Annotated in this window: 23 protein-coding genes and 3 pseudogenes; 12 read left to right on the plus strand and 14 right to left on the minus strand. The window is 64.7% G+C overall.

The window, feature by feature from the left end; all coding sequences use genetic code 11:
• Positions 1–275: 275 nt before the first annotated feature.
• Positions 276–2,078 carry an acyl-CoA carboxylase subunit beta gene (locus DWB23_RS09160; protein WP_121742509.1) on the minus strand — a complete coding sequence of 601 codons (1,803 nt, stop codon included), beginning with the start codon at positions 2,076–2,078 and terminating at the stop codon, positions 276–278.
• 385 nt (positions 2,079–2,463) lie between these two features.
• Here DWB23_RS09160 and DWB23_RS09165 point away from each other — a divergent pair, with 385 nt between their 5' ends.
• The 3 genes from DWB23_RS09165 to DWB23_RS09170 are packed head-to-tail and all read left to right on the plus strand — an operon-like array spanning position 2,464 to position 4,010.
• Entirely contained in the window at positions 2,464–3,636 is a 1,173-nt protein-coding gene (locus tag DWB23_RS09165; protein ID WP_121742510.1) for a hypothetical protein, read from the plus strand.
• Positions 3,620–3,781, plus strand: a complete 162-nt coding sequence (locus DWB23_RS22965) for a hypothetical protein (protein ID WP_162989779.1) — start codon at positions 3,620–3,622, stop codon at positions 3,779–3,781. Before DWB23_RS09165 ends, DWB23_RS22965 begins: the two co-directional genes overlap by 17 nt.
• Entirely contained in the window at positions 3,771–4,010 is a 240-nt protein-coding gene (locus tag DWB23_RS09170; protein WP_121742511.1) for a hypothetical protein, read from the plus strand. The genes DWB23_RS22965 and DWB23_RS09170 overlap by 11 nt, the downstream gene beginning before the upstream one ends.
• 56 nt (positions 4,011–4,066) lie before the next feature.
• Here the strand turns inward: DWB23_RS09170 and DWB23_RS09175 are convergent, their stop codons facing one another.
• The 4 genes from DWB23_RS09175 to DWB23_RS09190 form a co-directional block, all read right to left on the minus strand.
• On the minus strand, positions 4,067–4,939 hold the full coding sequence (locus DWB23_RS09175; RefSeq protein WP_121742512.1) for a class 1 fructose-bisphosphatase: 873 nt from the start codon (positions 4,937–4,939) through the stop codon (positions 4,067–4,069).
• Between the two features lie 2 nt (positions 4,940–4,941).
• Entirely contained in the window at positions 4,942–5,730 is a 789-nt protein-coding gene (locus DWB23_RS09180) for a class I fructose-bisphosphate aldolase (RefSeq protein WP_121742513.1), read from the minus strand.
• A gap of 117 nt (positions 5,731–5,847) precedes the next feature.
• The gene (locus DWB23_RS09185) at positions 5,848–6,588 is read right to left on the minus strand and encodes a DUF7409 domain-containing protein (RefSeq protein ID WP_121743064.1); all 741 of its coding nucleotides are present in this window, start codon (positions 6,586–6,588) and stop codon (positions 5,848–5,850) included.
• 138 nt (positions 6,589–6,726) lie between these two features.
• Entirely contained in the window at positions 6,727–7,779 is a 1,053-nt protein-coding gene (locus DWB23_RS09190; protein ID WP_121742514.1) for an SGNH/GDSL hydrolase family protein, read from the minus strand.
• 217 nt (positions 7,780–7,996) lie between these two features.
• On the opposite strand from DWB23_RS09190, the gene DWB23_RS09195 reads away from it, so the two are divergent.
• Positions 7,997–9,307: a hypothetical protein gene (locus DWB23_RS09195; protein ID WP_338067807.1), complete on the plus strand. Its 1,311-nt coding sequence runs from the start codon at positions 7,997–7,999 to the stop codon at positions 9,305–9,307.
• Between the two features lie 81 nt (positions 9,308–9,388).
• On the opposite strand, the gene DWB23_RS09200 is transcribed toward DWB23_RS09195, so the two are convergent.
• The gene (locus DWB23_RS09200; protein WP_121742515.1) at positions 9,389–10,435 is read right to left on the minus strand and encodes a phytoene/squalene synthase family protein; all 1,047 of its coding nucleotides are present in this window, start codon (positions 10,433–10,435) and stop codon (positions 9,389–9,391) included.
• Between the two features lie 187 nt (positions 10,436–10,622).
• Here DWB23_RS09200 and DWB23_RS09205 point away from each other — a divergent pair, with 187 nt between their 5' ends.
• The 4 genes and pseudogenes from DWB23_RS09205 to DWB23_RS22970 all read left to right on the plus strand — a co-directional run bounded on the left by DWB23_RS09205 (position 10,623) and on the right by DWB23_RS22970 (position 12,921).
• Positions 10,623–11,264, plus strand: a complete 642-nt coding sequence (locus tag DWB23_RS09205) for an SDR family oxidoreductase (RefSeq protein WP_121742516.1) — start codon at positions 10,623–10,625, stop codon at positions 11,262–11,264.
• A 103-nt stretch (positions 11,265–11,367) separates the two neighbouring features.
• Positions 11,368–11,709: pseudogene (locus DWB23_RS23960) on the plus strand (acyl-CoA dehydrogenase family protein); the annotation flags it as partial.
• A 180-nt stretch (positions 11,710–11,889) separates the two neighbouring features.
• A pseudogene (locus tag DWB23_RS23965) lies at positions 11,890–12,615 on the plus strand (acyl-CoA dehydrogenase family protein); the annotation flags it as partial.
• Positions 12,616–12,750: 135 nt separating this feature from the next.
• Positions 12,751–12,921: a hypothetical protein gene (locus DWB23_RS22970; protein ID WP_162989780.1), complete on the plus strand. Its 171-nt coding sequence runs from the start codon at positions 12,751–12,753 to the stop codon at positions 12,919–12,921.
• A gap of 36 nt (positions 12,922–12,957) precedes the next feature.
• Here DWB23_RS22970 and DWB23_RS09215 read toward each other — a convergent pair whose 3' ends face one another.
• Positions 12,958–13,257, minus strand: coding sequence for a PadR family transcriptional regulator (locus DWB23_RS09215; RefSeq protein ID WP_121742518.1), 300 nt, complete (start codon positions 13,255–13,257; stop codon positions 12,958–12,960).
• A gap of 108 nt (positions 13,258–13,365) precedes the next feature.
• On the minus strand, positions 13,366–14,274 hold the full coding sequence (locus tag DWB23_RS09220) for a DUF3267 domain-containing protein (RefSeq protein ID WP_394341744.1): 909 nt from the start codon (positions 14,272–14,274) through the stop codon (positions 13,366–13,368).
• 126 nt (positions 14,275–14,400) lie between these two features.
• On the opposite strand from DWB23_RS09220, the gene DWB23_RS09225 reads away from it, so the two are divergent.
• Positions 14,401–14,703 (plus strand): DUF7111 family protein, encoded by a 303-nt coding sequence (locus tag DWB23_RS09225; protein ID WP_121742519.1) that lies wholly within the window; start codon positions 14,401–14,403, stop codon positions 14,701–14,703.
• Between the two features lie 19 nt (positions 14,704–14,722).
• On the opposite strand, the gene DWB23_RS09230 is transcribed toward DWB23_RS09225, so the two are convergent.
• Complete coding sequence (locus DWB23_RS09230) at positions 14,723–15,049, minus strand: DUF7410 domain-containing protein (protein ID WP_238717378.1); 327 nt, start codon at positions 15,047–15,049, stop codon at positions 14,723–14,725.
• A gap of 189 nt (positions 15,050–15,238) precedes the next feature.
• Here DWB23_RS09230 and DWB23_RS09235 point away from each other — a divergent pair, with 189 nt between their 5' ends.
• Positions 15,239–16,687 (plus strand): heme o synthase, encoded by a 1,449-nt coding sequence (locus DWB23_RS09235; RefSeq protein WP_121742520.1) that lies wholly within the window; start codon positions 15,239–15,241, stop codon positions 16,685–16,687.
• Between the two features lie 144 nt (positions 16,688–16,831).
• Here the strand turns inward: DWB23_RS09235 and DWB23_RS09240 are convergent, their stop codons facing one another.
• Positions 16,832–18,460, minus strand: a complete 1,629-nt coding sequence (locus tag DWB23_RS09240) for a potassium channel family protein (protein ID WP_121742521.1) — start codon at positions 18,458–18,460, stop codon at positions 16,832–16,834.
• A gap of 115 nt (positions 18,461–18,575) precedes the next feature.
• Complete coding sequence (locus DWB23_RS09245; protein ID WP_121742522.1) at positions 18,576–19,577, minus strand: aldo/keto reductase; 1,002 nt, start codon at positions 19,575–19,577, stop codon at positions 18,576–18,578.
• 111 nt (positions 19,578–19,688) lie between these two features.
• Here DWB23_RS09245 and DWB23_RS09250 point away from each other — a divergent pair, with 111 nt between their 5' ends.
• Positions 19,689–20,099 (plus strand): universal stress protein, encoded by a 411-nt coding sequence (locus tag DWB23_RS09250; RefSeq protein ID WP_121742523.1) that lies wholly within the window; start codon positions 19,689–19,691, stop codon positions 20,097–20,099.
• 165 nt (positions 20,100–20,264) lie between these two features.
• Here the strand turns inward: DWB23_RS09250 and DWB23_RS09255 are convergent.
• The 3 genes and pseudogenes from DWB23_RS09255 to DWB23_RS09265 all read right to left on the minus strand — a co-directional run.
• Positions 20,265–21,188: pseudogene (locus DWB23_RS09255) on the minus strand (formate/nitrite transporter family protein); the annotation flags it as partial.
• A 197-nt stretch (positions 21,189–21,385) separates the two neighbouring features.
• The gene (locus DWB23_RS09260) at positions 21,386–21,955 is read right to left on the minus strand and encodes a GrpB family protein (RefSeq protein ID WP_121742525.1); all 570 of its coding nucleotides are present in this window, start codon (positions 21,953–21,955) and stop codon (positions 21,386–21,388) included.
• A gap of 121 nt (positions 21,956–22,076) precedes the next feature.
• Entirely contained in the window at positions 22,077–23,033 is a 957-nt protein-coding gene (locus tag DWB23_RS09265) for a TIGR03557 family F420-dependent LLM class oxidoreductase (RefSeq protein ID WP_121742526.1), read from the minus strand.
• Positions 23,034–23,205: 172 nt separating this feature from the next.
• Here DWB23_RS09265 and DWB23_RS09270 point away from each other — a divergent pair, with 172 nt between their 5' ends.
• Entirely contained in the window at positions 23,206–23,472 is a 267-nt protein-coding gene (locus DWB23_RS09270; RefSeq protein ID WP_121742527.1) for an HPr family phosphocarrier protein, read from the plus strand.
• Positions 23,473–23,479 lie beyond the last annotated feature (7 nt).

A 23,479-nucleotide genomic window follows, 5' to 3' on the forward strand; every position in this document is an offset into this window, starting at 1 on the left:
CTCCCCGCCGGAGTCGAACCGGTCGTCAGCGGCGTCGACCGTCGGGAGCCCGCCCGTCCGCACGCGACGGTTTCACCACTCCGGATATTGTTATGCTAACCGTAGACGTCACTCGAGTACCGTCGCAGGCGGGTAACCGGCGCAAAACGTCTCGAAACGGTCTCGAGTGAGCGGACGTTCGCTCGAAGTCCACGAACCGACGTCCCGCCGCTGATCGAAAACGAGTAGCCGACACCCTCACGCAAAGCGAAACCCGTCGGTAGCGCGCCCCCGTCTCAGAGGATCGTTCCGTGTTTCTTGTCCGGCAGGGACTTCTCGACGTCTTCGTAAAACGCGAATCGAGCGGCCAGTTCCTCGCGTAACGCGCTCGGCGGCACGATCTCGTCGATGACCACCTCGCTGGCCATCCGGTGGATGTCGATATCTTCCCGGTACGCCTCGCGGAGTTCCTGCTCCGTCCGTTCGCGCTCCTCGGGGTCGTCGATCTCGGCGAGCTTTCGGGCGTAGACGGCGTTGATCGCCGCTTCGGGACCCATGATGGCGATCTCGCCGGAGGGAAGCCCGATGACGCTCTCGGGGTCGTAGGCGGGTCCGCCCATCGCGTAGATCCCCGCGCCGTAGGCTTTGCGGACCACGACGGTCTGTTTCGGGACCGTCGCCGAGGACGTCGCGTAGATCATCTTCTTGCCCTGCTCGAGGATGCCCTCCTTTTCAACCTGCGAGCCGGCCATGAACCCCGGCGTGTCACAGAGGTAGAGTAAGGGAATGTTGAACGCGTCGGATTTCCAGATGAACTCGGCGGCCTTCTCCGCGGCGTCGGGGAAAATCGCGCCGGCGCGGTGGGCCGGCTGGTTCGCGACGATCCCCACCGGGCGACCGTCGATCCGGGCGTAGGCCGTGATGATCTCCGCGCCGTAATCGGGGCGTAACTCGAAGTACGACCCGTCGTCGACCACCCGATCGATGACCTCGGTCATGTCGTAGCCCCTGTTCGGCTCCTGCGGGACGACGGCGTCGATTCCCGCCGGCGAGCTAGCGGGCGGTATCGACGCCCGTCGCGGCGGCTTCTCGTCTGCGTTGTCCGGGAGGTACGTGATCAACTGCGCCACGAGTTCGCGGGCGTGCTCTTCGTCTTCGGCGACGAGATCCGCGGAGCCCGATTCGCGGGCGTGAACCTCCGGACCGCCCAGTTCCTGGAGGTCGATATCCTCGCCGGTGACCATTTGAACCATCCGCGGCGACGCGATCGCCATCGCGGACATGCCCTCGACCATGATCGTGAAGTCGGCGAAGACCGGGGTGTACGCCGCACCGGCGATAGACGGTCCGTAGAGCACGCAAACCTGTGGTACGCGTCCCGAGAGCATCGAGTGGTTGTAGTAGTACTTTCCGATCCCCTCGCGGTTCGCGAAGAACCCCGTCTGCTGGTCGATGCGCCCCCCGGAGGAATCCATCAGGTAGAACACGGGTTTTCCGGTCTTCAGCGCGCGCTGTTGCATCCGCAGGAACTTCTCGACGCCCTTCTTGGCCATGCTCCCGCGTTTGACGGTGTAGTCGTTGGCCATGTAGTGGACGTCGCGGCCCTCGAAGGTCGCCCCGCCCGTGATCAGCCCGTCCGCCGGCAACCGATCGTCCGTCTCCTCGCCCGCGCCGTCGGGATGCCAGTCGTCGAACGCCGCGAACTTGCCGTCCTCGAACTGAAACTCGCTGTTCTCTCCGTCGAACCACAACGCGAGGCGATCCCGGACGAACAGTTTGTCCGACTCGTCGAGTTGGTCGCGGTACTTCTCGGGGCCGCCCTCGAGGATGTCGTCGATCTCCGCTCGAAGCCGCCGCTCTCGATCGGTCGGGCCGAGGCCGGCGTCCGAATCCGACTCCGACTCCGGACCGGGACGAGGTTCCGACGGAGGGGTTCGGTCCGGGTCCGCGCTCGAGTCGTCCGTCGCGTCGTGGACCGCCAGCGGTTCGTCATCGTCGTCGGCGTACAGTTCGACCGTCTCGCCGACGTGTTCGGCGAGCGCGGCGGCGATGGCCGACGCTTCTTCGTCGGACGCCCCTGCGGAAATTCGGACTTTCATGATCGTTCCTGTGTCGGGTGGCTAAAAACCGTTTTCGCCCGACGCGGATGGCGACCCGTCGATCTCGTCCATTCGAGACGGATAACGGACATGAGTGCGGGAATCTGTCCATACGCCGACCACGCGACCGTCGTGCGATCGGGCGTGCAGTGACGTTCAGCGGCCGTTAGAGAATGCAATTTCGATAATTCCAAAACAACCGAATAACGTCGATTCGGACGGGTATATCCGTCGAACGCGTAGTATATAGCGCGCGGCATCTGCAGGCATAATGGCTATCCTCGATTTCGTCGTCTTATTCGACCACGAGAACACCTCCTGTGGACGTGAACAGTAGCGTCGGCGTCACGGCGCGACCACACGGCTGAGTCTCAGATATCGCGGTATGGAAGGCACACACACCGAGCATCTTGGCCACCGGCTTGCGACGATCCGTGACCGACTCGAGGCGGGCATGGACCGTCGCGAATTTCTTCGGACCCTCGTTACCGGCGGGTACGCGATCGGCATGGCCCAGTTTCTCGGCGTCGACGACTTCCTGGGAGCGGACGACGGTGAGGTCCCCATCGTCACCGCTCTCGTGAGATCCGATCCCGACGATCCGTGGTCGCTCGAGGAGCGGACGCGAACCGTCCCAGCTACGTGGTACGCCGCCGTCGAGAAAGCCTTCGAGTTGAACAATCTGCTCGCACGAACCGCGTTTACCGGCTATCTCGGGAGTGCCGTCGTTCCGGGCTCGTACAAGAGCGGAGCCGCAACCGTCTCCGTCGGCATCTCGGGCGGCGTGGACTCGTTTCGAGAGACGTTCGGTGGGCTCTTCGAGAACGTTTCGCTCGATTTCGAGACGATCCTCGATATCGGGGACATCGAGGAGACTCACGAGGGGTTCGAGCCGCGAACCGTCACCTCCGTCTCGAACAATGACATTCCGGGTGGCGTCGCCTGCGAAACGGCCGAGAGCATTGCGACGCTCGGTCCTGCACTGTACGATCCGGAGACGGAACAGCGGCTCTTCGTGACGGCCGAACACGCGTTCGAGGGCGGAGCCGATCCACACGGCGACCAGCTGTCGCTGCCGGTTCAGGGAACCGATTCCGCCGAGTTGGGGACCGTCGAGTACGCCCATCCCGTCGAGGATATCGCCGCCGTCGCCCCCACAACCCAACTCCAGCCGTCGAACGTGATCGATACGCCGTCGCCGACTCGCGTTCGCGGGCAACTCACTCGTCTCGGACTCGCGGATCTCTTGGCTCGCGGTCGAGAACTCGAGAAAGTCGGTGCGATGACCGGGCACACGGAAGGGAAAATTCAGGGCATCGACGCGGTCACCTGCTTTACCGACGATTTCTGTCGCCACGGTCAGATTCGCTGGGGCGGCGAGATGGATCTGACCGACGGCGACAGTGGATCAGTAAGCTACTACACCGATCCCGAAGGCGATGACGGGGACATCCTCATCGCCGGATTCAACAACGCCCGCACGTGGTGGCCGGGACAGAGCTACGTCTGGGGCGTCAGCGCCTACAAACTGACAGAATCATATGGATATCACTTCTGAGTCGACGCTCGACTCCCGACGAATCCCGTTGTACGACACCCTGACCGAACTCGCCGAGATCAACCTGACTGGCATCCGAGCGAAGAGTCCACCGATGATCGTCCGAACACCACTCCCCGACACGCACGCATCCGATGGCTACTGACGACGCTTCCGATTCCGATCGAATCGGTCGCACTGTGAAAGGGTTTGCGAGCACCGCCGCTCGACTCGTCGCCGACCTGTTCATCGCCACCTGCTGGGTCCTCCTCTTGACGCTGCTCTTCCTCGAGAACGGGTGGCCGGAATGGGCGTTTTACGCGCTTCTCATCGTCGGTATCGGCGTTTACGTGGCGATTACGGCGGCGTGGCGTGCGGACGATCCGTCGGCGTAGTCGTCTGTCGACGACTCGCGGGCGAACGACGGCGGCGAGAGCGGCCGGATCGCCGCCTACTCGAGTCGATCCTCGAGACGATCGATCAGATCGGCGTTGCCGACGTGGACCGGCGTTCGCTCGTGGATGTCGTCGGGTTCGACGGACAGCAGCGACTGCCGGCCGTTCGAGGACCGACCGCCGGCGCGTTCGATGATGTAGCCGATGGGGTTCCCCTCGAACTGGAGCCGAAGCTTTCCCTCGGGTCGCGACTCGAGGCCGGGGTAGCCGAAGATCCCGCCGTAGGTGAGCACCTGATTGACGTCGCCGATCATCGCGCCGCCGTATCGGAGTTTGAGCTCCTGTTCGATCTCGCGGGCGTACGCCTGAAAGGCGTCGGGCCAGTCGGGGATCCGACCGCCGAAGCCGTAGACGACCGGTTCGTCGGGGAGGGTGACGTTCCGTTCGACGATGGTTCGCTCGCCGCCGGTCAGTTCGTACTCGGAGACGGTCTCCTCGGTGGCGAGCACCATCGTCGTGATCGGGCCGTAGAGGATGTATCCCGCGGCCACGATGGACTCGCCGCGGGCCGGTACGGCGTCGTCGTAGATGCCGAAGATCGTCCCCATCGAGTTGTTCGACTTGAGGTTCGAGGAGCCGTCTAACGGATCGACGGCGACCGCGTACGCATCCGCCTCCGCGTCGGGGTCGCCGCCACAGTCGACGACCTCGGCTCGCTCTTCGCTCGCGTACTGGCCGACGCCGTCGATCGTGGCGAGGCGGTCCCCGAGCAGTTCGTCCGCCCAGATATCGGCTTCGACCTGAGTCTCACCGCTGGGATTTTCCTCGTCGACGGTCCCGCGGCGTCCGATAAGTCCCTGTCTGATCTCGGTCGCCGAGCGGCTGATCGTGGCGATAACCTCCTCGACGACTGGATCGGACACCGTCATCCCTACGCCTCGAGTGCGGCGTCGGCGGTTTGTTCCTCGAAGATGACCTTCTCGAGGGCGTCGAGAATATCGGTGGGGTTCTCGCGCTGCCAGACGTTCCGGCCGACGGCGAGACCCGTACAGCCGGCGCTGACGGCCGCTTCGACGGTCGAGAGGAACTCGTAGTCCGAGGTCTTCGAACCGCCGCTCATGACGACGTTCATGTTACCCGCGGCCTTGCAGGCGTGAGCCATCGCATCGGGATCGCCGGGATACTTGACCTTCGCGATATCGGCGCCGAGTTCGAGGGCGATCCGGGTCGCATAGGAGATGGTGCCGGGCTTGGTGTCGTTTTTCAGCCCCTGTCCGCGCGGGTAGGACCACATGACCATCGGGATGTCGTGTTCGCGGGCTTTCTCTTGGGCGTCGCGGAACTCCTCGAACATCTCGACCTCGTGGTTCGAGCCGCTGTAGACGGTGAACCCGACCGCGTCGGCGCCGAGTTCGGCGGCGTAATCGACCGAGCAGTTGACCGGCGAATCGGGTTCGCCCATCCAGAGGTTCGAGGTCCCGTTGAGCTTCAGGAGGAGGTTGACGTCGTCCTCGTAGCTCGGGTAGTACCCTTCGGCGATTCCCTTCTGGACGGCCATCGCGGTGACGGCGTCGTGGGTCGCCGTCTCGAAGACCGTCGACGGATCGAGTTTCGCCGGGACCTCCTCGAAGTCGACGGGACCGTGTTCTAACCCGTGGTCCATCGCGAGAATCAGTGATTTGCCGTCGCGTACGATCGGAGAGTCGTCGATCGGAATCATCTGTAAGACGGTCCAACAGGCCGCTATAAATCTCTGATGGTCCGCGTTATCGAAATTACGTACAACCGTAGTAACACGCGCTGCAACCGCTTCGGTTCCGCTCGAGACCGATCGGTCTCACTCGAGCAGTTCCCGCGCGTTGTGTCGCCACGTTCGGACGTGCAAGACGTTGATCTCGAGCACTCTGGCCACCTCGAAGGCGCTGATCGTCGCCAGTCGTTCCGCTGAACGGATGCCGGCTTCGGCCAGTTTGTCGGCGTCGTCGGGGCCGACACCCGTGACGGCGGTAACGGGCGTCGGCTTCGGCCACGGTCGCTCCGACGGTTTCTCCCGGACGACCGTCGTGATGGGCGAGCGCTCGTACTCGAAGGCCTGCCAGTCCTCGTCTCCGCTGACGGCGATCCATTCGCGTTCGGCGTCCCCGAGGCCGCGAACCTCCGCGGATCGCCGCTCGAGGTCGCCGTCGCTCTCGAACGACCACGGCAGCGAAAACCGCCGCCGAAGTGCGGCCGCAGTCGATTCGTCGATAGCCGCCTCCAGTAGCATTCGGTAGGAGTACTCCTTTTCCCGGACCGCATCGGGATCGATATCGGCCGCTTCGAGCACCTCCCGCGTCGCGGAGTCGATCTCGTCGGGATCGCGTCGTAACTCCTCGCCAGCCTCGTCCTGTCCCGACGCGTCCGCCGAGCCGAGGGCACCTTCCTCGTCGAGATCGAGTTCGATCCGGTCGGCGTCCTCCTCGGCGTCGACGTCGATAGCGACCGAGATGCCGATCCCCAGGTCGACGGTCTCGGTCGCGTCGTCCGCCTCACTCCCCCTCTTCGCGTTCGGCTCGCTGACGGCATCGTTCCTGCTCACGCGATTCACCAGTTACCGGTAGCTCACACTGTCGATCCTTGAAGGTTCCCCTCAAACGGCCGGTGCCGACAGCCGGACGGCGCGTTTCGGATCCTGCGGTCGGTCGTGACTGGTTTCTATGGCGGTTCGGTCTCGCCTTCAACGGCGCGGCGGTGACCGCGGGTCGTCCTCGAGCAGCGACTCGAGTTCGGCGGCGAGGGTTTCGCCCATCGTGATCATCGCGTTATCGCCGGGGTGGACCAGATCGGTCGTGAGCCCGTCGATGGTGGGAAGCAGTTCGGGTCCCTCGAGCAGGTGGACGTTTTCGTGGGGCGTTTCGGCGACGACCTCGCGCAGTTCTTGGCGGAATCGCTCGCACATCCCCTCCGGATCGGCGCTCCGACGGACGTCGCGGGCGTTCGTGAAGATGGTGATCGGGACGACCGGTTTCTCAGGGTTGGCACCCGCCACTCGGTCGATCAGCCGCGCGGCCCGCTCGCGGAACGTCGACGCAGAGAACGTTCCGACCATATTCACCGACACCGAGAGCGTTGCGACGTCCCAGTCGTCGCGCTGGGCGATGTGGTCGGCCATCGCACCGTCGCAGTAGGCGGTGCCACAGGAGCCGAGGTTGATGAGATCGGCGTCCAACCGGCGCGCCGTCTGACTCACGTAGGTCAGGTGCTCGGCTAGGGCTGCCTCGCCCTCGGTGATCGACGTCCCGTACGCGAGATACCGACGATCCGGGAGTTCGTCCTCCCGCGGCGGACGAACGTCGCCGTCGACGCCGTGATAGACCATCGGTCCGCCGCGGTGTTCGCCCGGCAACCGGAGCCGACAGACGCGGGGATCGAAGGGGAGATCCTCGTAGGCCGCCGGCTCGAGGTCGATTACCGATTCGGGGATCGAAACCTCGATCGGCGTCGGTTCCGGGCCGACGACGACTTCCGTCGGTCCCTGGATCGGCCCCCAGAAGACGCGGACGGTTCCTTCCTCGGCGCTCCCGCCGGGCATCGTCGAGAGCGTCACCGTCGCGGAACCGTCGGGAACGAACCGAAGTTCAACGCCCGCGGGGTGGCGCATCCGCGACTGCGAACCCTCGTTGAGCTCGCGTCGAACCGATTCCGGAACGCGTTGTAGCAGATGTCCGTCTCGGTCCTCGGCCGGTCGGCTATCGCCGACGTTGTGAAATCGGATCCCGTCTCGTCGCATGGTTCTACCGACGTTCCCACCGTCTTATAAGTTTAGTCACGGTTCGGCTGCGCCGGTGGATGAGAATTCCCCGCCGCCGCCGGCGACCTTTCCCTACGTTCCCCACCCGAAGCGCGTAACCCGAGACATGGGACGCGAGCGGATCGAAGGAACGACGACCACACTCCATCAATTCAACGGCAGATAAATTATTTAAACCTGACATTCCCATCTCGAGATGATGCGATCCGCTCGGTTCACGCTCGCCGTCCTCTGTTGCAGTCTCGTCGTCCTGATCGGTGTCGCGGCCGTCGTCGCCGCACCGCCGCCGACCCACCTCTGTGGCGTCTGCGGTTCCGGAGTCGCCGACGACGCCGAAATCGACGGCGCGGCCGAACCGGGGACGCTCGACATCTACGTCGACGAGTCCGGGGACTCGCTGTGGAGCGCCCGCGTCCCCGTCACCGACTCGGCCGCAGAGCGGTACCGATCCAACGGGACCGCACTCGAGGTCGCGGTCGACGACGCGTGGTTCCGCTCTCACGCGGCCAGCGGCGACGTCGAAGCCGCCGAGTCGACCCTCGAGGACGAAACCGTCGTCGTGAACTACACCGTCGCGGACGTCGCGCGCCCGGGTGTCGGCGAGTCCTGGATCGTCGATTACTTCGCTGCTGGATCCTCGAACACGCGGTATCAACTGGCCGCACAGCGGGTGACGATCCACGCACCCGACGGGGCCGTCGTCACGAATCAGCCCCGGCACGCGACCGTCGACGACGCGGCCACGTGGACGGCGAGCGCCGAGGACGCCTTCGAAAGCGACTTCGATGACCAGACGTACGTCACCTACGCGCCGTCCGGACTTCGGGGAACCGCGAGCGGGTACGCGACGATCGGCCTCGAGACCGGTCCGACCGCACTCGAGAAGGGCGTTACCGGCGGCCTCGTTCCCGGAGCGCTGATCGCGCTCGCGGGGATGGCGGTCGGCCGCGTCGACTGGGGACGCGATGCGTTCGACCTGGCGGGCTTCGAGCGACTGTTCGTCGCGATCGGATCGATCGGTGCGATCGGTCTGCTCGCCACGAGTGCGGTGGCGACCGGACGCCCCTTCAACCCCGTTTTCGGCGCACTGAGTGCGCTCGGTATCGGGTACGCCGCGATCGGGATCGCGGCTCGCCGGAGCGATTATCGACGCAGTACCCGCGGGTTGAGCGCTCTCGCGGCGCTCGTAACCCTGGGGACCGGCGCGTTGCTGTGGCTCCTCGGCGGTCCGGCAGCCACGTTCGTCCTCCCCTTCGGACTGGCGACTGCGCTCTTCTTGCCGATCGGGTACGCGTTCGAACGCCGCTCGAGGCCGCTCGTTCCGCTCTTCCTCGCGACTCTCGCCGCGTTCGCGTCGATTGCGGCGGCCGTGCTCCTCGCGCTGCTCGTCTCGCCGAGGGGATTCGGCGTGTTCATCTACTGGCTCATGGTGGCGTTCTGGGTCCCCGTTGTCGTGGTGTTCGGCTATCCGCTCGCGCTCATGGGCCGTCGCCTCGCGAGGGAGTAGTCACTGGCGCGGTTCGCGAACGACGGTATCGCGCGGCAAAAAGGATTTACGGACCGACCAGGCCGAGCGCCTCGGGGCGGTTCACTGGTGCAGCGGTTTCTCGGCCATCTCCCTGCGGAGTTCGGCCAGCGTCGACCGCGAGATATCCCCCTCGAACGTTTGTAAGAGCGCGTACACTTCCGTCCGCGAGATTTTGACGTCGCCCTCGCGGACGACGTCCTCCGGGCGTTCGCGAAGTTCGCGCATCGTCCCGACCGCGAGCAGGTACGGAATCGCCCACGCCGAGAGCCGGTTGCCGTGGGTCTCCGGCACCACCTCGAGGTAGCGCTGGGCGTCGTCGAGGTACGTCTCCGCCCGGCCGGTCACTCGCTTGATCACGTTCGTAACCCCGCCGTGGTTGTCCATGTCGGTGACCTGCTCGACGTCGACGTTCTCGGCCTCGAGCCACTCGGCCGGGAGATAGACGTTATTCTCGTCGTGATAGTCCGACTCGACGTCCTTGGCGATGTTGACCAGTTGCAAGAGCAACGCGAACGAGCGGGCGTTCTCTCGCAACTCCTCGGCGCGCTCCTGAGAGGCACCGCGGGCGACGAGCCCCGTGATCAGCGTGCCAACCGTGCCGGCGGCGTACCAGCAGTACTCCTCGAGTTCCTCGAGCGTCTGTAAGCGCAATCCGCCTTCGTCGGCGTACCGACTCGTGAACATCGCCATTCCGTCGACGAGTTCGCGGACGGGTTCGCGCATGATCTCCCGAGGATCGTCGTCGAGGGATTCGAACGTCCGCAACACGCGCGGGGTCTCGGCGACGACGTCCCAGTCTTCGTTGCGCTCGTCGGGAATCCACGGCTCGACGTCGTCCATGAACGCTACAGCGGTCTGATCCGAGTTCGGATCGAGCAACCGATCGTAGTCGGTCAGCAGTTCGGTCTGTACCTCCGGCGGAATGTGACCCGCGTCTTCGATCGTGTCGGCGACACGACAGAGGAGGTATCCCAGACAGATGTGTCTCGCCATCGGCTCCTCGAGTCGGTCGATAGTAATCGAGAAGGTCCGTGAAACGCCGTGAACCGCGTCGTAACACCACTTGAGGTCGGCGTCAGTTGGAGGTTCGGTCTGGCCCGTGGTCATCTACTCTCTGTGCGTTCGTTCCCGTTCCGGAAAAACGCCGCGGTCCCGGCGGGATATTCCGTTCGAGGATCGTTTCGAGATCCTTTCCGAGATTGAAGCATTGGTTCCGGAAGGGACCGGCCTCTAGTAATCGGTCCCCAGCGTGTTCCGACAATACGTCTATGGGAAGCGACGATGAGGCGCACACGTGACACGAACCGTACTCGTCGCCGGTGCTCACGGACAAGTGGGACAGCACCTCACCGAACTACTCGGCGAACGCGACCACGAGGTCAGGGCGATGATCCGCGACGAGTCCCAGGTCGAGGACGTGGAGTCCCTCGGTGCCGAGGCGGTCGTCGCGGATCTCACGGCGTCCGTCGATCACGCCGTCGAGGGCTGCGATTCGATCGTCTTCGCCGCCGGCTCCGGTGGCAACGACGTCTACGGGGTCGATCGTGACGGGGCGATCAACCTACTCGAAGCCGCGGAAGAGTCGGGAGTCGACCGATTCGTCATGCTCAGTTCGATGGGGGCCGACGACCCCGAATCGGGTCCCGACGCGCTCGAGGACTATCTGATCGCGAAAGCGGAAGCCGACGAACGGCTCCGACGGAGCGAGGTCGCACATACGATCGTCCGACCGGGCGAATTGACGAACGAGCCGGGAACCGGCCGGATTCGGGCCGCAGAGTCCCTCGAGTCGGGCGACGGCGACATCCCTCGCGAAGACGTCGCGCGGACGCTCGCGGCGGCGCTCGAGCGGGACGACCTCGCCGGCGAGACATTCGAGATCCTCGGCGGTGACGAGCCGATCGACGAGGAACTCGAAGCGGTCGGCTCGAGGTGAACCGCGACCGTTTTTTGAGCTGTGCTCCCCGGACTGGAGGCTACTCCCCGGACAGGAGAGCACAGCGGTAACAATAACAAGGCGACACCCCGATGACTCGAACATGGACTTTTCGCTCTCGGCCGAGCAACAGCAGATCCGGGACATGGTATCGGAGTTCGTCGACGAGGAAATCGTTCCCGTCGCGGAGGCGATCGACCACGAGGACGAGTTCCCAGCGGATCTCGTGGACGAGATGGCCGAACTGGGTCTGATGGGAATGCCGTTTCCCGAGGAGTACGGCGGTGCCGGACTCGATTACCACTCCTACGCGATCGGCCTCGAGGAGATTTCGCGCGGCTCGGGCGGCCTGGGAACGATCGTCGCGGCCCACACCTCGCTGGCGGGTAACATGCTCTACGAGTTCGGGGACGAGTCCCAGAAGGAGGAGTTCCTGACGCCGTTGGCTGCGGGCGAGGACATCGGCGCGTTCGCGCTCTCCGAAGCGGGTGCGGGCAGCGACGTCCCGGCGATGGAGACGACCGCGGAGAAGAGCGAGGCGCAAAGCGCCTCGGAACGGAGTAGCGCGGAACGACGTTCCGCGGACCGTTCGAACGGGCAACGCCCGCGAGAAGACGGCGCAGCCGCGGAGAAGGACGGCGACGAGTACGTCGTCAACGGCGGCAAGCTCTGGATCTCGAACGGCTCCGTCGCGGACACGGTCACGCTCTTCGCGAAGACCGATCCCGAGGCGGGCAACAGGGGGATCTCCTCGTTTATCGTCCGTCCCGAGGAGGACGACGGGTTCATCGTCGAGGGTACCGAGGAGAAACTCGGCGACAAGGGCTGTCCGACGGCCGAACTCCGGTTCGACGATCTGCGTCTCCACGAGGACCGCCGACTCGGCGAGGAGGGCGAGGGCTTCGTTCACGCGCTGAAGACGCTCAACGGCGGTCGCATCACGATCGCCGCCCGCGGCGTCGGCATCGCCCGCGCGGCCTTCGAGGAGGCCCGCGACTACGCGAACGAGCGCGAGCAGTTCGGCCACCCCATCGGCGAGTTCCAGTCGATCAAGCACAAGCTGGCGGACATGGACACGAAGATTCAGGCGGCCAGCATGCTGATGCACAAGGCCGCCGACAAGAAAATCCGCGGCGAGAACTACATCAAGGACGCCGCGCAGGCCAAACTCTACGCCAGCGAGGTGAGCCGCGAGGTTGCCAACGAGGGCATCCAGATTCACGGCGGCTACGGCTATACCAAGGATTTCCCCGCCGAGCGGTTCTACCGGGACGCCAAACTCAACGAGATCTACGAGGGGACCAGCGAGGTGCTCCGAAACACGATCGGCGACCAGTTGCTCGAGGAGTAGTCCTCGATATCGGCCCGTCGCGCTCACCGACAACCGGATTCTGTTCAATGGGTTCGGAACGAAGGCTCCGTGTCCGATACCGCGTCTGTACATCTCATCAACATATTTGCACCCTGATTGTCTACGTCGAAGTAGATGGACCGAACGGAGTTGTTTCTCGCGATCATCGCGTACACGCTGATCGTGATGGTCTTCGTGGATAGCGGTGAATACGGCGAGTTCGCGCTGATACCGCTTTTTGTACTGCTGTTTGCGCTCCCGATCTACGTCGTGATTCATCTCGTCAACAATCCATCCCTCGAGTGATCGATTCGGTCGACCCGTCCGGTTTCGGTCCGCCGTCTACGCTTGTCCCCCGTCGTCCTCGAGACACCCTCGTACCCACTCGTAGTGGTCTCGAACCCGTCGCTCGCCGCCGTCGGTGAGCGCGTAGACGTCGTGAATGCCGTCCGTTCGCTTTTCGACGAAGCCCGCGTCCACGAGCGCCGACAGCGAGCCGTAGAACGCCTTCGGCTCGAGGTGGGCGTCGTAGTGGGACTCGAGACGGGACTTCAACTGCTGGCTGCGCAGTTCGCCCTCGTCCGCGCCGGCGAGCAGGAAACAGATGTCGCGGCGGCGACCGCTTCGGAGCCACTTGGTCATACCTCGGCGTTGGGCGGCGGACGCTCGAGCGTTACGGTTTCGCCGTCCGGAACCCGACTCGCGTCGGCTCCGTCCCACAGGCACGAACCGCTCGAAGACTGAACTCGATTACTCGAGGCCGAGCGCGCGATACCCTTCGCGGCCGAGCGCCCACGTGATGCCGCCGAGCGCCGTGAGACCGACCACGAGGGGAGTCCCGATCTCGAGATGGACCTGGCCGTACGAGCGGAGTTCGTGCCGGAAGAGGAACCAGCGACCGGCCGGATCGCCGAGGACGACGGTTCCCGAGCCGACGGCGAGCGAGAGAAACACCATGCCGAGGACCGCGATCGAAAGTATCGCGAGCGTGCCGACAGCGCCGGAGATGACCGTCGAGAAGAGCTGCGTGCCGGGAATCCGGCTACAGCCTCCGTCGGTCGTGCTGTAGATGCCGAACCCTTGCGTCTCCGCGTCGGGGAGCGCGCCGACGCGAACGTCGGCGGGATACTGCAGGAGGACGCCGGCCATCCAGAGGTCGCCGATCGAGCCGGCGGCGTTGGCCGCCAGCGGGACGAGCAACAGGGCGGAGGGATAGACGACCAGTGCGGCGAGACCGACCGCCGTGATTCCGACGAACGGTGCCAACAGGGCGACGAGCAACTGGTTTCGCGTGTAACTCGTCCCCGCCGTCTCCGCGTAGGCGTACGGCAGGAGGAAGTACGAGACGCCGATACCGTACCCCGGATCGCCGCCGTATCGGGCCATGAACACGCCGTGAAGCAGTTCGTGTAAAATCACGACGAGCGCGACTACCCCGACCGAAACGACGAGCCAGACGACCGCGTCCGTCGGCCCAAGTATCGTGATGACGATCGGCTCGAGCGAACCGCCGCGGATCGCCGCGAGGACGTGGCCGAACGCGTACGCGGAAGCGAAAAAGCCGACTACGGAGACGACGACCCACTGGAACGCGACCGATCGCGTACGGCGGAACGTCGCGATCAGTTGTGGCGGGCTCTGGGGGACCGTATCGCTCACGGGCAGATCCTCACACGGCACCGAAAAATCGGTATCGGTTCCCGGCGTTCACGGTCGTCCCGCTATCTTCCAGTCGGACCCGCCGAAATCGATAGCTTCCCGGTACTCGGTCCGTGAGTCACGACCATGTCCGACGATCGAACGGCCGAGGCGAACGGCATCAGGGCGAGCTACGACGAGACCGAGACGGAACGCGTCCTCGAGTTCGAGGCCGCCGGCGAGGGGTCGGCGATCCGACCCGGTGCGACCGCGGCGATCGCGCAGAACCGCGAGGGGTACGCCATGTTGAAAGTGCGACCGACGGCCGACGGCGACGAACTCGAGCGCTACTACGGCTTCGATATGGCGCTCGACCACGCCGCGGAACTGCTGGGCGTCTCCCAGCGTGATCTGCCGGTACCGCCGGCGGCGGAAGATCTCGGGATGTAAGCGACCCGTTCGCTCAGCCTCACGTAACGACCGCATACAGAAACAGCATGCAAAAGTAAACGAGTATCAACGCGCCGAGCGCCTGCAGACGGAACCGACGGATCTCCGCTCTTTCCTCGAGATAGGCGCGTTCGAACGCCGCCTGTTCCCGATCGGAGATCCGGGCCGGATGCTCGAGGCCCCGATGGAGCGTCTCGAGTCGCGCGTCGTGAAACGGTTGTCCGCAGTAGGGACACTGAACGGCGGGTTCGTCACCGCGAACGACGGTGTTCGGGCCGTCGCTCTTGACGTCGCCGTCGTCGAAGCGCTCGTGATCGATCGCGTCTGGTTGGCCGGACGTGGTCACTGTCGAGTGGGTACGCGATCATTCCCTATCCGTGCTCGCCTTCGTTCCATATGTGTTACACTATCGCGACTCGAGACGATGCCGAACGATCGACTAACGCACAGCCTGACAGTCAGTGTCTCTCGGATAGTGGGTTCCAAAAGCGGGAGCCATAAATACACGGAGTCGAAGTTTTAGACAAGAATAGCCGTGGCAACCGCATCCGCGCCGTTTCCTCGTCCGATCGGCACCCGACAGCGCTTTTCTGCGCTTCTCGCAGCGACCGCGCTGGGCGTCTACCTCCTGTTGATCATCGGCGCAACGACTTCGATCACGAACGCGGCGTCGGCCTGTTCGACGTGGCCGACCTGTCACGCGCCGGTCGACCCGCTGAGCCAGACGGAACTCGCGATCGCGTGGGGCCACCGCATCGCGGCCGTCCTCGTCGGCGCGCTCGTCGCCGTAACGGCCGTTACTGCCCTCCTCGGTGACGTCTCGAGTCGCGTTCGGTGGACGATCCTCGTCGGTGCCGTCCTCTACGTCGTCCAGGTCGGCGTCGGCGCTGTCACGGCCATCTCCGGTCCCGCGGCCATCGCTCCCGGACTCCACCTCGGACTCGGGCTGGTGATCTTCGCGGCCATCGTGCTCGCCCTCGCGTGGGATCTCGAACTCGCGACCGGCACCGCGAACGATTCGATGGACGCGCCCGAACCGCTCGAGGCCGACGCGACCGGGGCGGAGGCGGGGAGCGCCCGATCCCTCCCCTCCAGCGGCCTCGCTCGCGCCCGACTCACCGCCTTCGCGTACTTCAAGATGATGAAACCGCGGCTGATGTGGCTGCTCTGTCTCGTCGCCGCCGCGGGGATGGCGCTGGCTGCCGGTCCCGCGCTCGATCGCTACACGATCGTCGCGACGCTCGGCGGCGGCGTCCTCGCGATCGGTGCGAGCGGGACCTTCAACCACGTCCTCGAGCGCGACGTCGATCGGAAGATGTCCCGCACGGCGGATCGACCGCTGGCCACCGACCTCGTTCCCGTCCGGAACGCGCTGGCGTTCGGCGGGCTGTTGACGGTCGTCTCGCTGGGCATGTTTCTGACGATCAACAGACTCGCGGCCGCGCTCGGACTCGCCGCGATCATCTTTTACAGCGTGGTCTACACGCTCATGCTCAAACCCAATACGGTCCAGAATACGGTTATCGGCGGGGCTGCGGGTGCGCTCCCTGCGCTCATCGGCTGGGCTGCCGTGACCAACGAGATCGGACTGCCCGGGCTCGCGCTCGCGGGCGTGATCTTCCTCTGGACGCCGGCGCACTTCTACAACCTCGCGCTGGCCTACCAGGACGACTACGCTCGCGGCGGCTTCCCGATGATGCCCGTCGTGCGCGGCGAAACCGAGACGCGAAAGCACATCATCTACTACATCGCGGCGACACTCGTCGGGACGGTCGCGCTCGCCTGGATTACGGACCTCGGCGCGCTCTACGCGGCGACGGTCGCGATCTTCGGCGGCATCTTCCTCTGGGCCGCCATCGTCCTTCACTTCGAGCAGACGGAGACCGCGGCGTTCCGCGCGTTCCACGCCTCGAACGCTTTCCTCGGTGCCGTCCTCGTGGTGATCCTCGTCGAGGCGCTCGTGTTCACCGGATCGATCGTCTGATCCGGTCGAGGCGGCGTTCTGATCGGATCACACAACGATATCCGGATTCCGGAATCCACACCCCTCACACGCTCTGGAACCGACACTCGCTGCCGACTGATCCGTCGGCGACGCCGCGTCGCTCTCACCGAACCGGGAACCGACTCATCGGGACGCAGCGATGAATCGGTTGACGGTTTCGTCGCTGCCGGCGACGATGAGGGCGTCGTCTCGCCGGACGGTGAACTCCGGACCGAGATCCGTCATCAACTCGCGGTTTCGCTCGGCCGCGACGACCGTACACCCCAGCCGTGCACGGACATCGATCTCTCCCAGCGTTCGCCCGGCGAACGCGGGAGCGTCCGTGCGGACGATCTCGAACTGGGTCTCCGGCGTCAGCACCTGCTCGTCCTCGAGCAGGATCGAGGAGAGCATCCGCCCGGTCACCGTCGACAACGCGAGGACGTATTCGGCACCCGCTCGGTAGAGTTTTCGAACGGTTTCGGTTTCGTTGGCTCGAGCGATCACCTCGGTCTTGGGCGCGATCTTCTCGATAACGAGCGTCGCGTAGATGGCGGCCGTATCGTCGTTCACTGCGAGAACGACTGATCGGGCGTTCGCGATATCCGCGGCGGCGAGCGTCGTTTCGTCCGTGATATCTCCGACGATATCGACGCTGTCGGCCTCACGCCTGTCGATGACCGTGTGGGCGAGGTCGTCCGTCTCGAGCGCCTCGCTGACGGTGCGACCGACCTCGCCGTGTCCGGCGACGATCACGCGGTTCGAACGGTCTTCCGCCGGTGCGACCGTTCGCGAGGTCAACTCCGTTAGCCGCTCGTGAGAGCCGGCGACGAGCAAGATCGTGTTCTCTTCGATGACCGTCTCGGGACCTGGCGCGGGGACGAATTCGCCGTTGAGCCACGTGCCGATCACGCTGATGCCCATGCGGTTCCGAATGCTCGACTCGCCGATCGTCCGTCCGATGAGCGCACTGCCTCGCTCGACGAGGAACTCGGTAATCTCGAGGCGTTCGCCGAGTTCGATCGTCTCCTGGAGTTCGGTGGTCACCGCCATCGCGGCCTTCGCTGCGAGACCGCGACCGAGAACCTGGCGCGGCCGAACGACGACGTCCGCGCCGGCGTAGCGGTGGTAGACCGTGACGCCCTCGTCCTCGGCGACGCTAATGATCTGTATGTCGTCGTGAAGCTCTCTCGCCGTGAGGATCACTTCGGGGTTGGCTTCGTCGGAGATGTCGACCACGAGAGCGCGCGCGTCGTCGATGTTCGCCGCTCGCAGCGTCTGTTCGTGCTCCGGATCGCCCACCATAGCCTCGATGCCGTCGTCGGTGAGTTCCATGACGGTCTCCGGGTTGTCGTCGACGAACACGGACGGAACATCCGCGGCCTCGAGTTCGTTTCTGAGAACGTCTTCACGTTCCCTGTGCGAACAGATGATGACGTGATCTGCGAGATCGGTCGACGCCGGCGGCTGCGTCGCAAGCGCCCGCTGAAAGAGCGGCACGACGAACAGCGGGAGCGCGAGAAAGACGAGCAACACCCCGCTGAGATTCATCCCGATCACGATGAGATTCATCGGGGTGGTGTTCCAGGCGTCCGTATCGCCGCCGAACCCGGCGGTCGTCAGCGACTCGATAACGACCTGAATCGACTGGTATATCGTTCGCTCCTCGCCCTCGAACGTCATCATCCCCCATCGGTAGATGTAGCCGTAGGCGATGACGATCCCGAAAACGGCGACGAGCGACAGCACGATCCGTCGCCACCACGTGTTCATTGCTCACTATACACGTTGGTGCGTGTGTGCTGTATAGGTTCGCCACGTCAGCGAGCGGCGATCAGCGGGCTCGAGTCGAGCAGTGATCGCTCGGAACCGACTCCCGAGAGATCGATCACTCGCTCGAGCGCGCCGCGTCGATCCGCTCGAACCGCTCGTCGCCGAGTTCGATCTCGACCGCGCCGACGTTCTCCTCGAGCTGGTCGGGCGTTCGCGCGCCGACGATCGGGACGCACGTGAACCGGTCCTGTTCGATCAGCCATCGCAGGGAGACCTGCGCCGGCGTGGCGTCGACCTCGCTTGCGACGGACTCGACGGCCTCGAGGACGTTCCACGCCCGTTCGGTCGCGTAGTACTCGTCGAACATCTCGTCGAGGCTCCCCCGGGAGCCGTCCGGTGCTTCGACCGATCCGTCCTCGGTTCGATCGTACTTTCCGGTCAGCAAGCCGCCGCCCAGCGGCGAGTACGGACAGACCGCGAGATTCTGGTCGGCACAGACGTCGAGGTAGTCGCCGACCTCGTCGTACTGGGCCGCGTTGACCATCGGCTGGGTGACGTCGAAGCGCTCGAGGCCCTCCGCGTCGCTCGTCCACAGCGCCTTCGTGAGCTGCCAGGCGGCCATGCTCGAGGCACCGAGATAGTTGACCCTTCCCTCGCGGACGAGTTCGGTGAGCGTTTGTATGGTCTCCCGAATCGGCGTGTTCTCGTCCCAGCGGTGGATGTAGTACAGATCGAGGTAGTCCGTACCCAGCCGCTCGAGGGTGCCCTCGATCTGGGCGCGGATGTGCTTGCGTCCGAGGCCGGAATCGTTCGGACCGGGTTCACCCCGGCCGTTGAAGGGGAAGTAGACCTTCGAGGCGAGAACGAGGTCCTCGCGGTCGTGGTCGCGATCCGCGAGCCACTCGCCGATCCACCGTTCGCTCTTGCCGTCGGGATCGCCGTAGACGTTCGCGGTGTCGATGAAGTTGATGCCGTGCTCCCAGCAGGCGTCGAGGAGTTCGTGTGCCTCCTCGCGGTCGGTTTCGACGGTCCCGCCGCTTTCCTTGCCGAAGCGCCAGGTGCCGAAACAGAGTTTCGAGACGGTCGTGCCCGTGTTGCCGAGCGTGGTGTACTCCATACGCGTCGGTTCGTCTGCGAGGGCCAAAACGGATGGGGAAGCGGCGAAGCCGGTCGATTACGACACGGACGGGCGCTGAACGTTTTACCGCTTCGCCCGTAATGTTGGCGTATGAACCGTGTTCTCGTCGCCATGGACGACTCCCGAGAGGCCCGCGATGCGCTGGAATACGCGCTCGAGCAGTTCCCGAACGCGACGGTTTACGCCGCTCACGTCCCGGAGGTGGCAAACGTTTCGTTCGATACCAGTCTCGGTGCATCGATGACCGACGAGGCGGAGGACCGCGCGGAGGACGTCCTCGAGACCGCGACGACGATCGCAGGGGAGCACGGACGGACGATCGAAACCGAACTGGTGTTCGGCCACCCGGCCAAGGCGATGGTTTCCTACGCCGAGGAGAACAATATCGACCAGATTATCGTCGGGAGCCGCGGCAGAAACAGCGTCGATCGGCTGCTGCTCGGCAGCGTCGCGGAGACGATTATCCGCCGAGCGAACTGTCCGGTCACCGTCGTTCGCTGATCACTCGTCCTTGGGGTACTCGAGTTCGTCGGTCGGTCGGTCGCCCGCGGCCTCGGTTCGGTCGGGTTCACGACCCGCCGGGCCGGTTTCGTCGTCCGATTGCTCGGAGTGGGCACCGGCGTCGCGCTCCGGTGTGTCTGCGGTCAGGTCCGGGCCGCTGGCCGGCATGGCCGGGACGTACGCTCGGCCGACGGGACCGCCGATGAGCCACTCGCGGATCGTCAACTGGCGCTCGGCCCCGTCCTGACGGGCGGCCTCGAGGCGTCGTTCGGTCGTCTGGAAGTAGTTGACGACAGTCACGAGCAACACACCGCCGATCGTATTGCCGAGCATCACCGGCAGGACGAACTCGCTCAGACCGACGAAGAGGTCGATCCGGCCGTTGAACACGAGGAACATCACCTCGGTGAAGGAGACGACGACGTGGAACAGGTCCGCGAACGGAATCATGAGGAAGGCCATGTAGACCAGGAAGAACCGGGTGATCGTATCGCGAGAGGCGAAGTCCAGCCAGACGACGCCGGCGACGATCAGTCCGGCGAAGGCCCCCTTGAAGAACAGGTCGGCGAACGGCGTCTCCATCCCTTTCATGGCGATTTCGGTCGCCGCGACGGCTGCATCGTCGGAGAACACGCCGGTCTGCGAGAGCACGAGCGCCCCGACCGTACCGCCGACGAAGTTGCCGACCAGGACGATCACCCAGACCCGAAACAGGGCGGGGAGACTCGCCAGCCGCTCGAGAACGAGCGCGACCGGCGGCAGCGTGTTCTCGGTGTACAGCTGGTAGCCGCCGAGGATGATGTAGATGAAGCCGATCGGATACATGAAGCCGCTCAGGATGGTATCGCCGTCGTACTTGGCGTACATCGTGGCGTATACGAGAACGGTCAACGTGATCGCAAAGCCGGCCGCGAGGCTGCTGAAGAACAGTTCACGAAAGCCCGTATCGATCTCGTCGTCCGCGGCCGCGATGATCCGCTGGAACACCTCGTTGCTCTCGAATCGGTCACGGACCACGGCACCCACCGCTGGCGCGCCGTGTCGCGATCGTTCGACGCTCTCTCGAAGGTCCCGATCGGAGTCCGGCATTGCTTCGGGTTCGGAGCTCTCCAGTGAAAACAGCTCTTGTTCCAGTTATTGTTGCGACATACTGTCGGCAGGAGAGACGGACCCGTGTCCTACGGAATCGCGACGCACCGATGGCCAAAGTCCGACAGGAGCAGCGTCGAAACGGGTCGTTACAGCCGCGGACGCGTTCACCCGCCGCTCGAGTGACGAGTCCGCTGCTAGTTCCGACCTGCCGGAACCGCGAACTGGAACGCGAACCCGTCGTCCGTCTCGGCGACTTCGAGAACGCGTTCGATGAATGCGGTCTTCTCCGTCGAATATGCGGCGAGATCGTCGTGTTTGGCCGCCAGTTCGCGTTTCAGGGCTTCGTACTCCGCACGGAGCGCGGGGTCGGCAGCGAGGACATCGCGCGTGGCGACGCTGATTTTCCAGCCGTCGCTCGAGAGTGCGAAAACGTGATCGTTGAACCGCTGGCCGCTTTCGCAGCGAAACACCGGCTGCCATCCCTCGGTGTTCTCGACGCGGGTACCGCCGAGTTCGGTCTCGAGCGTTCGAGATACGTCGCGAGCTGCATCGTCCGCGACGACGATATCGAGATCGACGACGTCTTTCGCCGCGAGATCGGGAACGGCGGTCGATCCGACGTGTTCGATCCGTTCGACGGCCGCCTCGAGCGAGGCGTCGGCCAGTGCGTCGTACACGCGGTCGCGTTCGGCGACGAACTGTTCGCGCCACGCCTCGCCTCTGGACGGAACGAGTTCGATCGGATCGTCGTTCGCGTTGACCATTGTTTCGCGAACACGTGTCTACGGTTTGAATCCTCCGCCAAGAGAGCATCCTTGTCGGAATCGTCGGGAGGGTGCCCAGTCAAGGCTGCGCGATTGACACCGAAACCCGGACCGGACTCCCTCAGTCGAACGACGGGAGGATCTCTTCCTCGTAGAACTCGATCGCCAGATCTTGTTCCGGACCGATCTGGTGGAAGTAGACGTGGTCGTAGCCGGCGTCGATGGCCTGTTCGATGCTGTCGATGTGATCCTGTGGATCCGGGCTGGTCGTCGTTCCGGCCTCGGCGATATCCTCCTTTTCGACCATCCCCGCGGCCTGCTCGAAGTGGGCCGGCGTGGGTAGCACCTGCGCGAGTTCGCCCGGAATCGAACCGTTGGGCCACTGCTCGTAGATGGTGTCGATCGCTTGCTCCTTCGTCTCGGCGTAACAGCCGTGCACCTGGGTGTATTTCGGCCCGTCGCCGCCCGCGCCCTCGTAGGCCTCCACCGGCGTTTCCTTCGGGCCGGAACACCAGAGGCCGTCGGCGTTCTCGGCGACCCACTCGGCCGTCTGCGGACCGAACGCGCTGCCGATCGTCGTCGGCTGCTCGTCGGGACAGGTGTACAGTCGCGCGTTCTCGACCGTGTAGTGCTCGCCGTGGTGGCTAACGGTCTCGCCGGTCCAGAGCTTCCGCATGACGTCCATCGCCTCGTCTAACATCTCGAGGCGGACGTCGTGTTCCGGCCAGCGCTCGCCCGTCACGTGTTCGTTTAAGTTTTCGCCGGTGCCGACGCCGAACGTGAACCGACCGCCGAACATCTCGTCGATCGTGGCGACGGCGTGAGCGACGTTAACCGGGTGGATGCGGGTCGTCGGGCAGGTGACGCCGACGCCAACCTCGATATCGTCCGTCGCGGTCGCGATGCCGCCCAGCGTGGACCAGACGAACGGTGACTCGCCCTGCGCCGAGACCCACGGGTGGAAGTGATCCGAAATCGAGAGGAAGTCGAACCCGGCTTCTTCGGCGCGGCGGGCAATGTCGACGAGTTCGTTCGGGCCGTGCTCCTCGCTCGAGAGGGTGTAACCGATCTGAGTCATTCTCGCGTCGCTACCACGAATCGGCAGGTAACGATTCGGCTTGCGAGGGCCGCACGCTCCGTTTGCCCGTGACCGGCGACGAGCAACGACCAGTTTACGTCGGCCGAGGCCGTACGAGCGGTATGGAATCGAACTGCCTGCTGACGGATCTCGAACGCAGCCGAGGTCGCGCATGATCGATCGGTCCCTGACTGTCGTCCCGGAGAACGGGCTGCACGCCCGGCCCGCGGCGCGGTTCGTCTCGACGGCGAGCCAGTACGACAGTGTAATCGAGGTATCGACGGAAGACGGCGAACCGGTCGACGCGAGCAGCATGCTCGCCGTCACCGGACTGAACGTCCGCAGCGGCGAGCGGGTCACGCTCTCCGTCGACGGCCCGGACGAGGACGCGGCGTTCGAGGCGCTCGAGGAGATTCTGACGACCCCGGAGGAGGAGTGAGGTGATC

Origin of the sequence: Natronorubrum halophilum (genome assembly GCF_003670115.1) — an archaeon.
Taxonomy (GTDB): domain Archaea; phylum Halobacteriota; class Halobacteria; order Halobacteriales; family Natrialbaceae; genus Natronorubrum; species Natronorubrum halophilum.